Here is a 17,755-nt window from a genome sequence, read left to right as displayed (position 1 = left end):
AGGATCCTCGTTTAGCATGAACTCAAAGGAGATAATGATATGGAGCAAAGTCTGTTTGAAAAAATCAAGGTAAAAGTAGAGAACTACATGAAAGCTTTGGAGAACATCGGTATCGCCCAATACGAAAAATCGAAAATACAAAAAAGCCCGCAGACAGAGGAAGAGCTGCTGGCCGCATTGGACGTTATCTTTGAATCCAGTAAGGAACTGAACATGATCTTCGAAGAATCCCCCAACAGCTTTTTCGTCTGCGACGCTGACGGCGAATGCCTCAGAGTTAACAAATCCTACGAGAAAATGGTTAAAATGAGCCGCCATGAGGTGCTGGGAAAGAACGTGGCGGACCTGGACAGCGACGGTATATTCAGGCCCTCCGTATGCCTTCTGACCCTTATAGAAAAGCGCCCCATCTCCGTGCTGCAGGACATTCGCGATGTCAAGCGCATGGCCGTAACCGGCGTGCCGGTCTTTGATGAAAACGGCACACTCTTCCGGGTGGTCACCAATGCGGTCAAGGTGGATGAAATGAACTCCCTTACCCGTTATATGCGCGGGAAAGAGAAGTGCGAAAATCGCGAGCATAAAAAAGAAAAGAAGGAGATCATCGCCGAAAGCAAGGCCATGAAGGAAGTCCTGGCTTTGGCCGACGTCATTAAAAATACGGAGTCCAATGTGCTCATAACCGGAGAAACGGGAGTGGGGAAAGGGGTTCTGGCGGCCTATATCCATGAGACCAGCAACCGGGCGGAAAAACGAATGGTCAGCATCAATTGCGGAGCCATACCGGAAAACCTGCTGGAATCGGAGCTCTTCGGCTATGAGAGCGGAGCATTTACAGGGGCTGACAAGAAGGGCAAACCCGGACTCATCGAGCTGAGCGACGGGGGCACGTTGTTTTTGGACGAGATCAGCGAACTGCCGCTGATGCTCCAGGTGAAGATCCTTCATTTCCTTCAGACCAAAAAGCTGACAAGAGTAGGGGGAACGAGGGAAATTCCCATTGATACCAGAATCATTGCCGCCAGCAACCGTGCTCTGGAGCTGGAGGTGGAACGGGGAACCTTCCGTTCGGATCTCTATTACCGGATCAACGTGATCCCCATCTATATACCGCCTTTGCGGGAAAGACGGGACGATTTGGGAGCAATTACCCAGCATTTTTTAGATATATACATGAAGAAATACAACAAAAAAATGAAAATGGACGAAGAGACCATGCATTTTATCATGAATCATGACTGGCGAGGAAATGTGCGGGAACTGGAAAACTATATCGAACGGATGGTTGTCACCAATGAATCCGGATGGGTTCTCAGTCTGGAGCAGGATGGGATGACACAGGAAAACGGTAAGAAAGACGCCCTCAATAAAACCGTTGAGGAGGTGGAAAAGGATATCATTATCAAAGCCTATGAACAGTATAAGAGCAGCTATAAAGTGGCAGAGGTTCTGGGAATCAGTCAGTCCACCGCATATCGCAGAATTAAAAAGTACATAAAAGAAAGTCAGAATTGAATTGTATTAATTCAGACTGGAATTACGAAGAGCTGTATGCAAATGTAATCGTTTCGCATACAGCTCTTTTTTAATTCGTTTAAGCCTTTATTTCTTAGTATTTTCAGAATACTTGACGCAAAAGCGGGTGGGATCTGGCACAGATGTTGCGAAATAAATAGGGCAAATCAAAATTCTGAAAGGAGAGACTTAAAAGATGCGTATAAACGAAGAGAGGCTGAAAGAGAGAATGGAGAGGATCAACAGCATCGCGGTAACTGAGGAGGATGGCATGATGCGGCTGGCCCTGTCCGACGCGGACAAGGAAGCGAGAGACCTGCTGGTTTCATGGATGGAGGAGGCCGGCATGTCCGTGCGGGTCGACGACATGGGAACTATCTACGGCGTGATGAAGGGAAGGGATGAAAAGGCGCTGCCCATCTGTGTGGGGTCGCATATGGACACCCAGCCCAACGGCGGAAGGTACGACGGCTTTTTCGGCGTAATGGCCGGGTTGGAAGCCATCCTGACCATAAAGGAAAGCGGAGCGGAGTTTGACAGCGATCTGATGGTGGCCGACTGGACCAATGAAGAAGGCGCCAGATTCGTTCCGCCCATGCTGGCCAGCGGTACCAACGCCGGGCAGTTTACAGCCCAGTGGGTATACGACCGGCAGGATACGGAGGGAATCCGTTACGAAGATGAACTGAAGCGGATCGGTTACAAAGGAGATAAAGAAAACAGGCTGACAAAAGCAAAGGCCTATCTGGAACCCCATATCGAACAGGGACCGGTGCTGGACGCCAAAGGAATTTCCTGCGGCATCGTTACAGGGGCCCTGGGCATCACGGGACTTGACGTAACCATCTCAGGAGAGGCCAACCATGCGGGAACAACGCCCATGTCCCACAGAAAGGACGCGCTGGTTGCCGCGGCGGAGGCTATTTCGCGAATCCGCAAGAACTGCATTGACTTTGGAGAACCGGCGGTAATCACAAACGGCATTATCAATGCCCAGCCAGCCAGCAAAAATATTGTGCCGGGAAGCGTATATTTCAGCATTGACCTGCGGTATCACACAGACGAAGGCATGGCGGAGCTGGAGAAACAGACAAAGGATATCATCCATAAGACCTGCGCCGAACTGGGCACCACTGCGGAAATTGAGCAGTACTGGCGGGCAAAGCCGGCAATTTTCAACGAGACCATCGTTCGCTGCGTGGAGGAAGCGGCGGCGGAAAAGGGATTGTCTGCGATGAAGATTATTTCCGGGGCGGGTCATGACGCTGTGTTTATCAACGAAATCATTCCCACAGGTATGATTTTTGTCCCCAGCATCAAGGGAATGAGTCATTGTCCGCAGGAAGATACAAAATGGGAGGACCTGGTATCAGGTGCGGAGCTGACTGCTGATGTTCTGCTAAAGCTGGATAAGGAAACAGTTTGAGTCTTTTTGACTTAAGTCAGTCGAATATGAATTAAAAAGAAAGATAATTTGAATGAAGCGCAGGGGCCGGAAGCTTTTTTAAAAATAGCTCCAGCCCTGTATTTTCAGGCAATTTGCAAGAATCTGAAAAAGTGGAAAATCTTGTTTGGCATACATATTGCGCTGATTAAGATCGTAAGTTGAAAGGAAAGGAGTCATCAAGTGAGTGAATTAAACAAGATCAAAGACTATCTAATCAGATGGAATGAAGAGAACACAGACGCTTTTTACGAGGCGGAGCATAAGATCTGGAGCACGCCGGAACTGTCCATGCAGGAATTCCAGTCGTCAGCAGTGCTGATGGATCTGCTTGAAGAAAACGGCTTTCAGGTTCAGCGGGGCGCGGCAGGCATGCCCACCGCCTTTATTGCCAGCTATGGTGAAGGCAGACCCGTTATCGGCATAAACGCGGAATACGATGCGCTTCCGGGTCTTTCCCAGAAAGAGGATTCCCTGAAAAAGGAACCGGTCGTTGAGGGTGCTCCCGGGCAGGGCTGCGGTCACAATCTGCTGGGCGCAGGCGGCGTAAAGGCCGCGGTTGCCATCAAGAATGCCATGGAGGAATTCGGACTCAAGGGAACGGTCAAGGTTCTGGGAACTCCGGCAGAGGAGCTGTGCCTTGGAAAGCCATTCATGGGCAAGGCCGGATGTTTTGACGGATTCGACGCTTTTTTAGACTGGCATCCATGGTCTTACACCAAAGCCAACTATGACAGCTGCTGCGCGTATTTCAGCGTCAAATATCATTTTAAGGGAAGAACCTCCCATGGGAACTCCCCGTGGCACGGGCGGAGCGCCCTCGATGCGGCCATGCTCCAGGCACACGGCGTAGAGCTGATGCGGGAGCATATCTATCCGGGATGTCCGCCGGATGCGGCTAATACGATTAATTACACCCTGACCAATACCGGTCCGGAATTTCCAAGCGTGGTCCCCGATGTGACGACAGCCTGGTATATCGGCAGATTCATAACCACGGAGGACGCTCAGAACGCTCTTGCGAGAATTACCAAGTGCGCGGAAGGCGCGGCGTTGGCTACGGAGACGGAAGTGGAGACGGAGCTGATTACCGCCACCCACCACAAGATCCCCAACAAAGCCCTTGCGGAAGCCGTACATAAAAATCTTCAGATGGTAGGACCTCCCGATTTTACCGAAGAGGAGCATGAAAAAGCCAGGGCAATACAGAGAGAGCTGGGTACGCCGGAAACCGGATTGCCGAAAGAAATCTCTCCGTTTGAGGGCGGATATACGGTAGTCTGCGACACTTCCGAATTCAGCTGGAACGCGCCGTACGCTTCACCGTGGATTGCCATGGGCATGGAAAACTGCGGCTGGCACCACTGGGGCGTTGCCAGATGCGCAGCGGATACCATGGGACAGAAGAGTCTGGATACGGCAGCGAAGGTAATTTCTCTGTCAGCGGTGGACCTGCTGTGCGATGAAGATCTGCTGGCAAGAGCAAAGGCCGAATTTGATGAGAGGATGGAAGGCCGCACGTACAAATGTCTGCTGCCGGACGATTACGAGCCACCGATCCATCTCAATGAAGACGTTATGGCAAAGTACAGGTAATTTATAAGAAAGGAGAGAAAAATGAATACAACAGTCACAATATCACTCGTGGTACTGGTCATACTGGTTATCGCATTCATCGGAGCCGGTATGTGGTTCAAACGGCTTGCCACAACCTCCGATGACTTCCTCCTGGCGGGAAGAAAAGCACCGTTCTGGCTGCTGGCCACAGCTTACTTGGGCGGCTATGTGGGAGGCGCCAGCGTTTCCGGATATGTGGGAAACGGCTATAACTCCGGTATATCTGAAATGTGGGCATCCCTCTTCGTTGTTACCGGAAGCGTAATTTTTATACTTTTATTCTCAAGGAGACTGAACTACTTCGGAAGAAAGACCAATGCGGTTACGATCTCAGACTTTATCTGCGCCAGATACGGAGAAAAACTCCGGGTGCCTTCTGCGATCGTTTCCCTCACAAGACCTGCGATCCTGACAGGCATGCAATTTTTAGCGATTTCCGTTTCTATGAAGGTCGTGTTCGGTACGAGCACAGAGTTCGGCGTAGTAGTTTCCTCGGTTATCATTCTGCTGTATCTGATCACGGCAGGGCAGTATTCCGCGCTGATTACCCAGTGGTTCCAGTCTATTCTGCAGGCTGCGGGCATTATTCTTTTCGCGCTCGTGGCGTTCAAAGTAATCGGTGATCCGAATGCGGTCAGCGTGGCCTTTTACGACGTGCTGCCCAAGAGCTTTACCAACTTCTGGGCAATTGATACTTCAACCTTTACAGTATACGCTCTGACCCTGGGCCTGTTCTATCTGGCGGACCCATGGATGTACATGTGGGCTTATGTGGGAGAATCTCCAAGAGTAAGCTCCAACGGTATGCTGGCTGTACTGGGCGGCTCTTACTACAACGTGCTGCCGTTCCTCAGCGGCATGGCCATTCTGGTAGGCGTGACCATCGGCAAATTCTCAATGCCGGACGGACTGGCAGGAGACTCCCTGTACGCATGGTTTACAATTAACTTCTCCAACACGGCGGTAGGCGTACTGATCCTGACGGGACTTATGATGACCATTATCTCCTGCGGATCGTCCTTCGCTATGAACGGTGTAACAATCCTTACAAGAGATATCTATCAGAAGATCATCAATAAGAACGCTACGGACAAACAGGTATTGTTCGCCAGCAGAATTTCTTTGATCGTTGTTGTTGCTATCGGTATTGCCAGTGCGCTCTGGCTGCCGATTCTGGTTCCGCTGTGGGCTCTGGCACAGGCCATCGGTCTTTCCGGACTGTTTGCGACAACCATGAGCGCATGGTTCTGGAAACGTTCCACAACGGCAGGCGCTTTGGCTGCGACCATAGGCGGCGGCGTAGTAGCCCTCTGCTGGGCAATGTACGCATGGGCCACCACAGGCAGCCCGGGCGGTCTGGTATTCGGACTTCATGCGGTTCACGTAGGTGTAGCGGTTTCCATTCCTCTGATGGTAATCGTCAGCCTGGCCACAAAACCGGATTATGAAATGGCCAAAGCCACCAACTACAAAGTTCTCGGCGATGAGATGCAGGCAAGCAAGCTGATCGCAGAAGAAGATAAACCGCAGAGAAAAGGCATATTCGGCTGGCTCTGCGCCAATACCACTGGCTGGAAGGTATTCTGGGTTGTCATCGCAGTCATCTTCCTGGGACACTATGTTCTGTCTCTGGGCTTCGCAAACCAGGGCCTGGGAATCACAATGGTATGGATGTCCTTTATCGTCGGCGGCCTCATGATTTTCATGCTGGCAATCCTCGGCGGAAGAGATATTATACAAATGGCTAAAGACAGCAAAGCGGCCGGAGATAAGCTGAAAACTAAGTAATTAGAAAACGAACGGCATATGGAAAGCATAAAATGGAGCCGCCGCTTCAGGTTGAAATATCTGAGACGGCAGGCTCCGTTTTTTTATCGTGGCGTTTGGGATGCAGCCCATGCGGTTCCGAAGGACTCTCATCTCCGCCGCCAACCCTGTGGTCCTGAATGATGCCCCTCGCTGCTTCGCCGCCCTGGCGCTTTTTGCGCTCAGCTGTCCTGAAAGCGGACGAAAAGAGTGGATTTATCGGGAATGCCGTTTTGTTTACCGGGAATTCTCATCCGAAATTTGCTGGTGAAGCTGCGAAACGTTGAAAAAAGATCCGCTTTTTACATATTTTATTACAAAAAGTGCCGGATTCGCTTTCGCAAATTATAGTGTGAAAGCGCCTCCTCCCCTTTGCACCATATTACGGTGCCTGAATTTCGAACAAATTGACGAAATGTTTAAACTATTATAGAATAAAAATACAGGACAAAGCAGCGGAAATAAAGCGGCAATGACGAGAAGGTAAGGAGATTTTATCATGTATAAAAAGTTTATCAAGGACAATTATAATGCGCTTTTAGATATACTCAACTGCCTGAAAGTGGGCGTATATATCACAGACGGCAAGGGAAACACCCTTTTTCTTAATAACGAATCCTGTAAGACGGGAGGTCTTACCCGGGGAGAGGTTTTGGGAAAAAACATGAAGGAACTGGAAGAGATGGGGTTTATAGCCGATTCCATCACCCTCAAGACACTGGAAAGCGGTAAGGAGGAAGAGATCATTCAGAGTTTGGGTGACGGGGATCAGGTCTATGTGACAGGGACACCCCTTTACCGCGACGGCAAAATCGAACTGGTGATATGTACGGAGCGCGATATTACAGAAACCCTTACCCTGAAAGAGCTGTTAAAGGAAAAGGATAAGGACCATGTAAAAATTAAAGAGGAAATCGAATACTTAAAGCGCCAGAATATTATTATGTGGGGAAATATGATTGCCGAGGATGAAGAGTCCAAGCTGCTGGCGGAGAAGGCCATGCGCATTGCCAAACTGGACGCTACTGTGCTTTTGACCGGAGAATCGGGAACCGGAAAGGAAGTGTTTGCCAACTTCATCTACGAGAACAGCAAGCGGGTTGGCAAGCCTTTTATTAAAGTCAATTGCGCGGCAATCCCCGAAAACCTCATGGAATCGGAACTGTTCGGCTACGAGAGCGGCGCTTTTACCGGAGCGGATAAGAATGGCAAAATGGGCTTGTTCGAGATGGCCAATAACGGCACGCTCTTTTTAGATGAGATTGGAGAAATGCCGATCCATCTGCAGTCAAAACTGCTGAGAGTTCTGCAGGAGAGAGAAATTATGCGGGTCGGAGGTTCCAAGACCATTCCCCTCGATATCCGGCTGATCGTGGCCACCAACCGGGACCTGAAAAAAGCCATTGAAGAGGGCACCTTCCGAGGTGATCTTTATTACCGGCTGAATATCATGCCCCTGGAGCTTCTGCCCTTGCGGGGAAGAAAGAAGGACATCAAAGCGCTGACCTTGTATTTTGTTCGTCAGTTTAATCAAAAATATAAATTAAATAAAAGCATTGCCAAAGAGGCTGTCGAAGTTTTGCAGCGCTTTCAGTGGCCGGGAAATATCCGGGAACTGGAAAACGTTATAGAACGAATCATGATTAGCTTTGACGGTGACAGGATCACAAAATTTCAGGTGGAGCGAGCGATCGGAATTCCCATTGAAACCACAGCGACAACGGAGGTAGTAACGGGAGATAAAAGTATGGAGGAGCTTCTGGAAGAATACGAAAAATATATTTTGGAGTCCATGATGAACAAATGCAAGCGGGCCAGCGATGTAGCCAGGGCTCTGAAGATGAATAAGTCAACGCTGTCCAGGAGGCTGAAAAAGTATCATATCGAGTGAGAGTTTCATTTATGAAACAGTTTATTTTAAAAATGAAACAAAAAAGAGCGATTTTCGGAAAAAACAGGAAGGGGTTTCAGAGATGAAACAATTTCCTGTTTTTTTACGCCGTTTTTTTCTGTGCTTTAAAAGACAAATTTTATAAATGTTGAAATTTAAACGTTTACAAGGGTTGAAGGCAAGATGGCACGGTCCTTGCGTTATATATAGGCATCGCGATACAAAGTATAAGGATTACCCTTACCAGGGATAAGAAAAGGAGGATTCAAATAATGAAAGTTTTAATCGTAGGTGCAGGAGGACAGGGCGGTGCGTGCGCATCGATACTCGCAAGACAGGACGCAGTTGAGGAAATTCGTCTGGTTGATCTGAAAGAGGAAACGGCTCAGGCCGTAGCAAAACAAATCGGCAGCCCAAAGGTAAAGACCGGAGCCGTAAACGCCACTGACCCGGAAGATGTGGCAAGAGCAGCGGAAGGCGTTGATGTGGTTGTGGATATGGTAATGCCGTGGATGGTGACCTATGTTATGAAGGGCGCTCTCAAGGCAAAAGCCAACTATATTAATACCGCTTTTGACGACCCATACTGGGATGAATTTTTAGAAGGACGGCCGATTGAAGAACTGACCCTGTATAAAGAGTTTAAGGAAGCAGGGCTTACCGCACTGTTCGGATGCGGCTTTGCTCCGGGAATGACCAATGTGCTGGCCAGAAAATTCGCCAATAAGCTGGATCAGGTGGACAGCATCAAGATGAGAATCGGTAAAGCTACAGTATTGCCCAACGAAGCGCCATATGATTGGGTGCTGCGCCCATGGAATCCGGGATGGTCTCCAAAGCAGGCACTGGTGGACTGCGCCAGCCCTACATACGCCCTGGAAGATGGTAAGTTCGTTAAATATGAACCATTTGGCGGGTTGGAAATGTGCGACTTCCCTGAACCTGTGGGAACACTGCCTGTAACTCACCATTCTCACGAAGAAATCTACAGCATGCCTTCAACGTTTAAAGGCGTAAAGGATCTGGACTTTAAATATTACCTGATGTACCAGCCGGCCATGTTCTACGCGTCAGGACTGTGCTCACAGGAAAAGGTGAACGTAGGCGGCGTGGAAGTCGCTCCCATTGATGTAATCTCCGCAATGGTACCGCCTCCACAGAACAATATATTCGGCGCCACCGACGAACAGCTTGCGGAAGCGGACAAAACAGCTTTCATCGAGTTGATTGTAGAAGTATCGGGACAGAAGGACGGCAAAAAGGTTACTTACAAGGCAAACTGTCCGAAGATGAACGCTCCTGGTCCGGAACTGAAAAAACTATACGGCACTGCGCTGGTATATGTAGCGCTGCCTCTGGCAATCGGCACAATCATCCTTGGCGATACACAGCTGGATAAAGGAATCATATTCTCCGATCAGCTGGATCCGGAAGATTTCCTGAAGCGGATGATGGATACGGGATACCCGTACAAATGGAAAGAAGAATGTATTGAAGGATAGCTTGTATTGCGGCATAAGGAGCCGGCCGCCTTTGAAAACGGCCGGCTCCGATGAAATGAGGTGAATGACTTGGAACAGGCTGTAGATTATGGATTATTGACGTTGGTACCGCCGCTTGTAGTAATCGTTATGGCGCTATTGACGAAGAGAACGATTGAACCGCTGATTATAGGCGGAGTACTTGCCTTTGTAGTATCAAAAGGCATCGGATTTATTCCGGCTTATCTGGAAGCATTATATTTTACGATTTCGGACAACGCTTCGATGCTTGTCACTATGGGTTTGTTCGGAAGCCTGGTCATGCTTTTCGAAAAGTCAAAGGGAACTTTTGGGTTTTCGAAAATTGTGGAGAGGCTGGCGAACAAACCGGAGAAATCTCTGATGACGACCTTCTTCTTAGGAATTATTGTATTTATGGATGACGCCCTTAACATCATGACGCTGACTTCTGCAATGAGAGGCGTATGCGACAGGCAGAAGATCCCCAGAGAAATGTTTGCCTATGTGACGGCATCCACAGGAGCGCCGGTATGCGTACTGCTGCCTCTGTCCACCTGGGCGATTTTCTTCGCGGGTATTTTCTCTGACCAGAAAGAACTGCAGCAATACGGTGACGGAATGTCGATTTATATCCATTCCATGCCCTTCATTTTCTATGCGATCACCGCTTTGATCGTAGTTCCGCTGGCCATCTATGGAGTTGTTCCCAAACTGGGGACCATGAAAAAAGCCTATCAGAGAGTCGCGGACGGCGGAAATGTTTATTCAAAGCAGAGTGAAAAGTTCAATCTGTCAGAAAGAGTTCTGAGCCAGGAAGAACTGGAAGAGCAGGACGGAAAAATTATGAACTTTCTGATTCCCATGCTGGTTCTCATTGGAGTGGCGGTTGTTACGAGTGAAGTGCTATACGGACTGATTGCCGCGATTCTGGTGGCCCTTGTGATGTATCTTCCATCGAAAACTTTGACCTTTACCGAGTTTGGAGACGCCTTCGTCAACGGCTTCGCCTCCATGACTCCGATGCTGTTTATCATCGCCTGCGCCCTGACTATGAAAACGGCGCTGGACGAAATCGGGCTTCCTGCCTACGTAATAAATGCGGTACTGCCATACATGAGCGCCGGACTCTTCCCGGCAATTGCCTTTATCGTAGTTGCGGGACTGGCCTTTGTTACAGGGAGCAACTGGGGGATACCGGCAATCACCGTACCCATCTTAGTTCCTCTGGCAGCAGCCATCGGTACCAACGAACTTCTGGTACTGGGCGCGATTCTTTCAGGCGGCACCTTTGGCAGCCATGCGTGCTTCTACTCAGACTGTACGGCTCTGACATCTCAGGCATGCAAAATGGAAAATCTGGATCATGCCCTTTCCCAGCTTCCATACGCAGCAATCTCAGCGGCAATGGCGATCATTCTCTTTATTGCCTTCGGATTCCTGTTATAAAAGAAAACCTACCTTCCCAAAACATACGGACAGCCCCGGCGGAGCGATTCCCCGGGGTTGTTTTGTGTTGTTCTTTACGGGAATAGGGTATATAATATTAGCATTAAGCGATATAAGTTGAAACCTTATAAAAAAGGGAGGTCCTAAGTTTGAAACAAAGAAGTAGAGGTAAACCAATAAAAAAGAGCATAGCAAACAAGCCGCTCACAAATTAATGGGTGGCAATAACTAAAAGTTATCGAAACGGACTTAGATATAATAAGCATTAATCATCTGTAATGGTATATCCTCTAAGTCTGAAAAGTTCAAGAGCCTGCGACTTAGTTAAAACTTTTTTCTCGTTGACAGGTCTGTGCTCTAAGAATCCCTGTGGATTGTAAGGCTCCAGTTTGCTTAACATGTTCCAGATAGCGGTCAGGAGCATTTTACAAACGGCGATGATAGCCTTTTTATGTCCACGATGGGATTTGATTCTGTGATACCTCTCTTTAAATTCAGGGTGCTTTTTTGATTTGATCAGGGCATTGGCAACTTGAACAAGAAGAGGTTTCAAATAACACCCGGCACGGGAAATACGTCTGGATTTGACTCGATTGTCGCTTTGGCCATTACGTGGACAGCAGCCAGCCCAGGAAACGAGGTTTTTAGATGACGGAAACACCGACATGTCGGGACCAATCTCAGAGAGAATGGCAATCGCGGTCATCGGATTCCTATTTAACCCAGGAAGCGTGTAAAGTAAGTCCAAAACAACGGAGAAAGGTTCCGCAAGTAGAAGTATTTCCTGCTCGATTTCCTTCCTGTGGGCTTCAAGCTCATCAATGTGTGCGAGACATTGGCGAAGCTTGACGACCTGTTCAGGAGAAATCGCTCCATCAACCGCGGCCTGTATTTCAGAAACGGGTGTCTTACAGCGTCCATCGACAAAGGGAGCAACATCAAACGTTTCTCCTGGATGGTCGAGTATGTAGTTGGTGATGGACCTGGAAGATTTCCCGAATACATCACTGAAAACATCATCCAGTTTGAGATTGGAAACAGTCAGACAGTTTTGTGCGCGGTTCTTCTCACCGGTCAGCATATTTGTAAGTTTGGTCCGGTAGCGGATCAGGTCGCGTAGATTACGGATTTCAGGAGATGGGATGAAGCTGGGTTTGACCATATCACACATAAATAAGTCACAGATCCATTTAGCATCTTTGCGGTCGGTTTTATTGCCCTTTTGAGGTTTCGTATACTTGGGATGGGCAAGGGTGACAAAGCAGGTCTTTTCAAGGACATTAAAGACAGGGATCCAATACTTGCCAGTAGATTCCATGCAGATTTCGGTACAGGAGTATTTGGCAAGCCAAGCAGCTAATTCATTGAGACCTTTGGAAAAGGAAGAAAAGCGGGCTTGTTTGTACTCGGTGAGGCCGTTGGAATCGGTAATGCCGACGCAGGCATAAATCCAGGTTTTGTGGACATCGAGCCCACAACAGTTTTTGCGAAAGATTTTAAACATAGAGTACCTCCTACAAAAATAGTAGTAGGGCTGGCAGGGACTGGTCATCCGGCGAAATCGAGTCAACTTCGGAAGAGATAAGTTTACGGGCTACGTTTTTGCGCCATTCATTGATACCTTAACGGATGATCGACCTATATATTTATGCGGGGTTGCCGCTATACAGCCCCGCCACTCACCTCCACAGGTTGTGTAGTATGCCAGTATCCTACAAGAGGAGGATAACACAAAAAAGAGCGAAAGGAAGATGGAATTCAAAGTGTTTCATAACCCCATCGGTGCCTTTCGCAGAAAGGTGGTTTATATTTATGAAAATACAATTTTGCGGAGCATCGTCAGGCGTCACCGGCTCCTGTCATCTGATAACAACGGAGAATCACAAGGTCCTCCTGGACTGCGGCCAGTTCCAGGGCGGAAAAGCGATGGAGGCGATGAATCATGAGCCGTTTCCATTTGATGCGTCCGAGATTGATTACGTGGTCCTCAGCCATGCGCATATCGACCACTGCGGCAGAATTCCCCTCCTTGTGAAGCGGGGATTTCGGGGAGATATCTACTGTACCGACGCTACGGCGGATCTGCTGGAAGTCATGCTCAGAGACAGCGGCTACATACATGAAAAAGAAACCGAATGGAAAAACCGCAAGAACGAACGGGCGGGACGGCCGCCGATTGCTCCTCTCTATACGGTCAGCGACGCGGAGGAATCGCTCAAATACATAAAACCTGTGCTCTACGATCAGCTCATTGAACTGAACCCGGAGATGCGTATCGTGTTCAATGACGCGGGCCACATCCTGGGCTCGGCGATCACAGAGCTGTGGGTAACGGAAGGAGACAATGTTTCTAAAATTGTATTCTCCGGTGATCTGGGCGTAATGGACCGTCCGATCCTCCGGGACCCGACGATCATTAAAAAGGCCGATTATGTCATCATGGAAACCACCTACGGCAATCGCCTTCACCCGCAGAATTCCATGGACGTGAAGAATTTGATGGATATTGTAGTGAAGACTGCCAGGAGAGGAGGGACAGTTGTGATTCCGTCCTTCGCAGTGGGCAGAACCCAGGAACTGATCTATGAATTCAGCCGTTTTTACAACGATGAAAAATACCGCCGCGACCTGGAAAACCTCATGGTATACGTAGACAGCCCAATGGCTACAACGGCCACGGAGGTCTTTCGGAAAAACGCCCAGGTTTTTGATGAGGAAATGAAAGAAATCATCACAACGGGAGACAATCCGCTGGACTTCAAAAACCTTAAATTCACAAGAAGCACAGAGGAATCGGTTTATTTGAATAACGACCGTCATCCCAAGGTGATCATATCGGCCAGCGGCATGTGCGACGCGGGACGAATCCGCCACCATCTGAAGCATAATCTGTGGGATGCCAGATCCAGCGTAATCTTTGTGGGCTACCAGGCGGAAGGCACTCTGGGCAGACTCCTGGTGGAAGGCGCGGAGGAAGTGACTCTCTTCGGTGAACAAATTAAGGTCAACGCAGAGATCTGCAACCTGGAAGGTTTCTCCGGTCATGCGGACAGAGACGGGCTGCTGGCCTGGCTGGCAGGCTTTGAGAAGGAGCCAAAGCATATCTTCCTGGTTCACGGGGAGCAGGAGTCAAAGGATGACTTTGCAAAGACAGTAAAGGAAAAGCTGGGCTATGAGCCGATCGTTGTTTCCGGCAACTCCGAATTCGTTCTGGAAAAGGATGAGATTGTCAATAGAGAGCAGGCGATGCAGGACGCGATGGACAGCGAGGCTCTGGAAAGCATCAAAAAGAATATCTCCGACATCCACAGAAGGCTGGAAGGAATTCTTTACAATACCCACCTTGCGGTGAGTGAAAAATTGTCCCCTGAAAAGATGGCGGAAATCAATAATATCATATTAGAACTGGAAAAATACTCTGTAAATCTCGGTTCTGCAGTGACGGAAGAAGACAACAATCATGTGGATATGGAACCGGAAACGCAGAACTGATCTTGAATATTGATCGGGAGAAAGCGCAGTGGGACTGGTCTTTGACGATGAGCTCTGAATGCGCTTTTTTCAATGGTTTCATGGATTTGATTTTGGCGATTTTATTGTACGTACTGTCGATCGCAAATAGGCTTTTTACCCGGGAGGGCGGAGGGCTTTTTCTGTTAAGAATATTCCAACGTATTACAAATGAGAAAAAATCTTAAAATCCATATTAAAATCTTAACTTTCATGGTATAATAATGTTGGAGTTATATGTGAATTATAAAGGAGAAAGCGATGTCCATATTAGAAGAAATTTCCAATAGCGTTACCCAGGTGGCCGAAGCCATCAGTATCGCCATTGGTGTTGAAGTTGAGATCGTCGATACGGACTTAACGATCTTAGGCGGAACGGGCATTTACGCTGCTATGATCGGGAAGAAAGAAGAAAGCGGCCGACTGGACAGCAATTATCTGTATGCCCGGGTTCTCAGAAGCGGCGTGACAGAATACATAGAAGACGCGAAAGCCGAAGAAAATTACGATGATATGGGGAGCGGCCAGACGCATTTCGGCGAACTGGCTGAGATCTGTACGCCCATTAAGATGGGGGAGAAGATCGTAGGCGTCATCGGACTTGTCGCCTTTACGGAAGAGCAGAGGGGAATTCTGCTGGATAAGAAGAGAAGCATGGTTACTTTTGTGGAAAAGATGGCCGATCTTTTAGCCGCAAAGGCAGCACAGCAAGAAATTCTGGAAGACGTGGAGATTTCAAGAGACGAAATGTCTACGGTCCTGGAAACGACCCACGAGGGAATCTTTGCTCTGGACAAAGGCGGATACATTAAACATTGCAATAACATGGCGGCCACACTCTTCAAGACCACAAAAACCGATTTGATCGGAACTCATATCAATGAGTTTATGGCAGGCACCCCGGCCCTGGAGGTCATTGAGACAGGCAGAGGTTATACGGAAAATGAAGAGATGTTTAAGACGGACCGGGGGCAGCACCACTTCATCGTAACGGCCAAACCCTTTATGTCCGGCGACGAGGTGGGCGGAGTGGTTATCTCTTTTAGAGATATCGAGGAAGCTCAGAAATTAGTTTATAATATCAACACCCGTGCGCTGAAAAACACCCTTGATGATATTGTTGGCAACAGCGATGAGATAAAGCGAGCCAAAAAACAGGCGATGATTACGGCCAAAGGCAATTCAACGGTATTGATTACCGGAGAAAGCGGAACCGGAAAAGAGATGTTTGCCAAGGCGATCCACTATGCCAGCCCGAGGGGAGAAGGCCCATTCGTAACGGTAAACTGCGGGGCAATCCCGGAGAACCTGCTGGAAAGTGAACTGTTCGGCTATGAAAAGGGCGCGTTCACAGGCGCCAATGATAAGGGCAAGGCCGGAAAGTTCGAGCTGGCCAATGGCGGAACGATCTTCCTGGATGAAATCGGCGACATGCCGCCCCACCTGCAGGTAAAGATTCTCCATGTGCTGCAGAACATGCGCTTTGAGCGGGTCGGCGGCAATAAGAATATCATTGTGGATGTGCGGGTAATCGCAGCCACCAACAAAGATTTGGAGGGCATGATCCGCGAGGGAAACTTCCGTGAGGACCTGTATTACAGACTCAGCGTTATTCCGCTGACAATACCGCCTCTGCGGGAACGGCGGGATGATATCAAGCTGCTGATGTACCATTTCCTGAGAAAGTACAATACCTTCATGAACCGCAAAATCACTGGCTTTACAAAAGAGGTCGAAGAGCTTTACGTGAATCACGACTGGCCGGGAAATGTCAGGGAGCTGGAAAACGCAGTGGAGTATGGAACCAACATGGCCTTTGGAGACACCATCGGCATGGACGAAGTGCCCACAAGACTGCTGCGCAATGAAGACAGCATCATGAAATTTCAGGATACCAACCTGCCTCTGTCCGAGCAGGTAAAACGCTATGAAAAGGAAATTATCACCCGCAAGCTGAAAAAATACGGCAGCAGCGGAAACGCAAAGGACACCGTAGCCAAAGAGCTGGGCCTTTCCAGAGCGACCCTTTACAGAAAACTTACGGAACTGGATATCAACGTGTAAATAAAAGAAAAAAGCTTCGGCAGGGCCGCATTGGTCCGCCGAAGCTTTTTTCTTGCGTTAAAGAGGAAAAAACACGTCAGTTGGAAGGGTTGCCTTCTTTTTTTATATCCTTTTTAAGGGCCGCCAGCTGCGTGCTCATGGCAGTGAGGAAACGCTGGCTTTGTTCCTGATAATCCCGTTCCGATCCATTGAAGCGCCCATGCGCTTTTTTCATATGAAGAAGTCTCTGCGCCTGCAGATCAATAGCCTCGACAAAAAGGTCAATGCATTTGTTGAGACGGTCGGCTTCAATGGATACCTTGCAGTCCTGGCGGCAGATCAAACCGAGAGCTGTCTTTTTCAGATGAACAAGACAGTCGATCTTCTCATCATAATCTGCAGAAAAGTGGTCGCTATACGGCGATTGTTCCGCAAGATGGATACTCAGCTTGCGGTAAGGTTTCAGAACATCCTGAACAAAGGACTCTATGGATTCTTCCGTGGAAGCAATTTTCATAAAAGGCACCTCCCATTATGTTTCGTATGAGTGTTGGTTCGAGTATATATTACGCAAAATGCATGCCATGCCTGAATCCCGTATATTGCCGGGAAAACAAACGAATTTTTGGCAAAGATTACTGTTTATTATGCACAGAAGCATAATAAACATGCGCCTGCGCATGTAAAATTTTACTTTTGCGCGAATTTTTTTGTTATCCAGTGTTAAAGAGTGTTGAAACTATAGGAGCATCAGGAGAATTTAGATGTGAGCTGGATTTTGGCACAGGTTTTGCGGTTTTAAGTAGGTGATTTCCGGAGAATCAAAACCATAGTCGGGATGCGACTGTAAGGAGGTAAGAAAAATGAAAGCAGCAATAACAGGAGGGGCCGGCAGGCAGAGCCTGTCCGCCATCTATGATTTCGTCGAGACCAGCGACGTGGAGAAAATCCTGCTGATCGACATCAACGAAGAAGCCCTGC

General features: G+C 48.5%; 11 protein-coding genes. 9 read left to right on the top strand and 2 right to left on the bottom strand.

Annotated features, from left to right (window positions below; all coding sequences use genetic code 11):
• Positions 1-39: 39 nt before the first annotated feature.
• The 7 genes from NE619_RS02310 (at position 40) to NE619_RS02280 (ending at position 11,221) form a co-directional block, all read left to right on the top strand.
• Positions 40-1,515: a sigma-54 interaction domain-containing protein gene (locus NE619_RS02310; protein WP_256130748.1), complete on the top strand. Its 1,476-nt coding sequence runs from the start codon at positions 40-42 to the stop codon at positions 1,513-1,515.
• A 196-nt stretch (positions 1,516-1,711) separates the two neighbouring features.
• Positions 1,712-2,941 carry a Zn-dependent hydrolase gene (locus NE619_RS02305; protein ID WP_256130747.1) on the top strand — a complete coding sequence of 410 codons (1,230 nt, stop codon included), beginning with the start codon at positions 1,712-1,714 and terminating at the stop codon, positions 2,939-2,941.
• A 201-nt stretch (positions 2,942-3,142) separates the two neighbouring features.
• Positions 3,143-4,555 carry an amidohydrolase gene (locus NE619_RS02300; protein ID WP_256130746.1) on the top strand — a complete coding sequence of 471 codons (1,413 nt, stop codon included), beginning with the start codon at positions 3,143-3,145 and terminating at the stop codon, positions 4,553-4,555.
• 21 nt (positions 4,556-4,576) lie between these two features.
• On the top strand, positions 4,577-6,364 hold the full coding sequence (locus NE619_RS02295) for a sodium:solute symporter family protein (protein ID WP_256130745.1): 1,788 nt from the start codon (positions 4,577-4,579) through the stop codon (positions 6,362-6,364).
• A 517-nt stretch (positions 6,365-6,881) separates the two neighbouring features.
• On the top strand, positions 6,882-8,273 hold the full coding sequence (locus NE619_RS02290; protein ID WP_256130744.1) for a sigma-54 interaction domain-containing protein: 1,392 nt from the start codon (positions 6,882-6,884) through the stop codon (positions 8,271-8,273).
• 272 nt (positions 8,274-8,545) lie between these two features.
• Entirely contained in the window at positions 8,546-9,775 is a 1,230-nt protein-coding gene (locus tag NE619_RS02285) for a saccharopine dehydrogenase family protein (RefSeq protein ID WP_256130743.1), read from the top strand.
• A 69-nt stretch (positions 9,776-9,844) separates the two neighbouring features.
• A complete protein-coding gene (locus tag NE619_RS02280; RefSeq protein WP_256130742.1) occupies positions 9,845-11,221 on the top strand; it encodes a Na+/H+ antiporter NhaC family protein in 1,377 nt (458 codons plus the stop codon).
• Between the two features lie 265 nt (positions 11,222-11,486).
• Here the strand turns inward: NE619_RS02280 and NE619_RS02275 are convergent, their stop codons facing one another.
• Complete coding sequence (locus NE619_RS02275) at positions 11,487-12,725, bottom strand: IS110 family transposase (RefSeq protein ID WP_256130741.1); 1,239 nt, start codon at positions 12,723-12,725, stop codon at positions 11,487-11,489.
• Between the two features lie 308 nt (positions 12,726-13,033).
• On the opposite strand from NE619_RS02275, the gene NE619_RS02270 reads away from it, so the two are divergent.
• Positions 13,034-14,713 (top strand): MBL fold metallo-hydrolase RNA specificity domain-containing protein, encoded by a 1,680-nt coding sequence (locus NE619_RS02270; protein WP_256130740.1) that lies wholly within the window; start codon positions 13,034-13,036, stop codon positions 14,711-14,713.
• A gap of 279 nt (positions 14,714-14,992) precedes the next feature.
• Positions 14,993-16,795, top strand: coding sequence for a sigma 54-interacting transcriptional regulator (locus NE619_RS02265; RefSeq protein ID WP_305146555.1), 1,803 nt, complete (start codon positions 14,993-14,995; stop codon positions 16,793-16,795).
• A gap of 76 nt (positions 16,796-16,871) precedes the next feature.
• Here NE619_RS02265 and NE619_RS02255 read toward each other — a convergent pair whose 3' ends face one another.
• Complete coding sequence (locus NE619_RS02255; protein WP_256130739.1) at positions 16,872-17,291, bottom strand: hypothetical protein; 420 nt, start codon at positions 17,289-17,291, stop codon at positions 16,872-16,874.
• Between the last annotated feature and the right edge of the window lie 464 nt (positions 17,292-17,755).

This window comes from Anaerovorax odorimutans (genome assembly GCF_024459955.1).
Taxonomy (GTDB): Bacteria; Bacillota; Clostridia; order Peptostreptococcales; family Anaerovoracaceae; genus Hominibacterium; species Hominibacterium odorimutans_A.
Note: the sequence above shows the minus strand (reverse complement) of the source record. Positions and strands in the feature narration are given on the sequence as shown.

Excerpts from the sequence above, each read along its gene's own strand:
- NE619_RS02285 (WP_256130743.1), top strand. The coding sequence starts at position 8,546 with ATGAAAGTTTTAATCGTAGGTGCAGGAGGACAGGGCGGTGCGTGCGCA.
- NE619_RS02255 (WP_256130739.1), bottom strand. The coding sequence starts at position 17,291 with ATGAAAATTGCTTCCACGGAAGAATCCATAGAGTCCTTTGTTCAGGAT.
- NE619_RS02270 (WP_256130740.1), top strand. The coding sequence starts at position 13,034 with ATGAAAATACAATTTTGCGGAGCATCGTCAGGCGTCACCGGCTCCTGT.
- NE619_RS02290 (WP_256130744.1), top strand. The coding sequence starts at position 6,882 with ATGTATAAAAAGTTTATCAAGGACAATTATAATGCGCTTTTAGATATA.
- NE619_RS02295 (WP_256130745.1), top strand. The coding sequence starts at position 4,577 with ATGAATACAACAGTCACAATATCACTCGTGGTACTGGTCATACTGGTT.
- NE619_RS02265 (WP_305146555.1), top strand. The coding sequence starts at position 14,993 with ATGTCCATATTAGAAGAAATTTCCAATAGCGTTACCCAGGTGGCCGAA.
- NE619_RS02275 (WP_256130741.1), bottom strand. The coding sequence starts at position 12,725 with ATGTTTAAAATCTTTCGCAAAAACTGTTGTGGGCTCGATGTCCACAAA.
- NE619_RS02310 (WP_256130748.1), top strand. The coding sequence starts at position 40 with ATGGAGCAAAGTCTGTTTGAAAAAATCAAGGTAAAAGTAGAGAACTAC.
- NE619_RS02305 (WP_256130747.1), top strand. The coding sequence starts at position 1,712 with ATGCGTATAAACGAAGAGAGGCTGAAAGAGAGAATGGAGAGGATCAAC.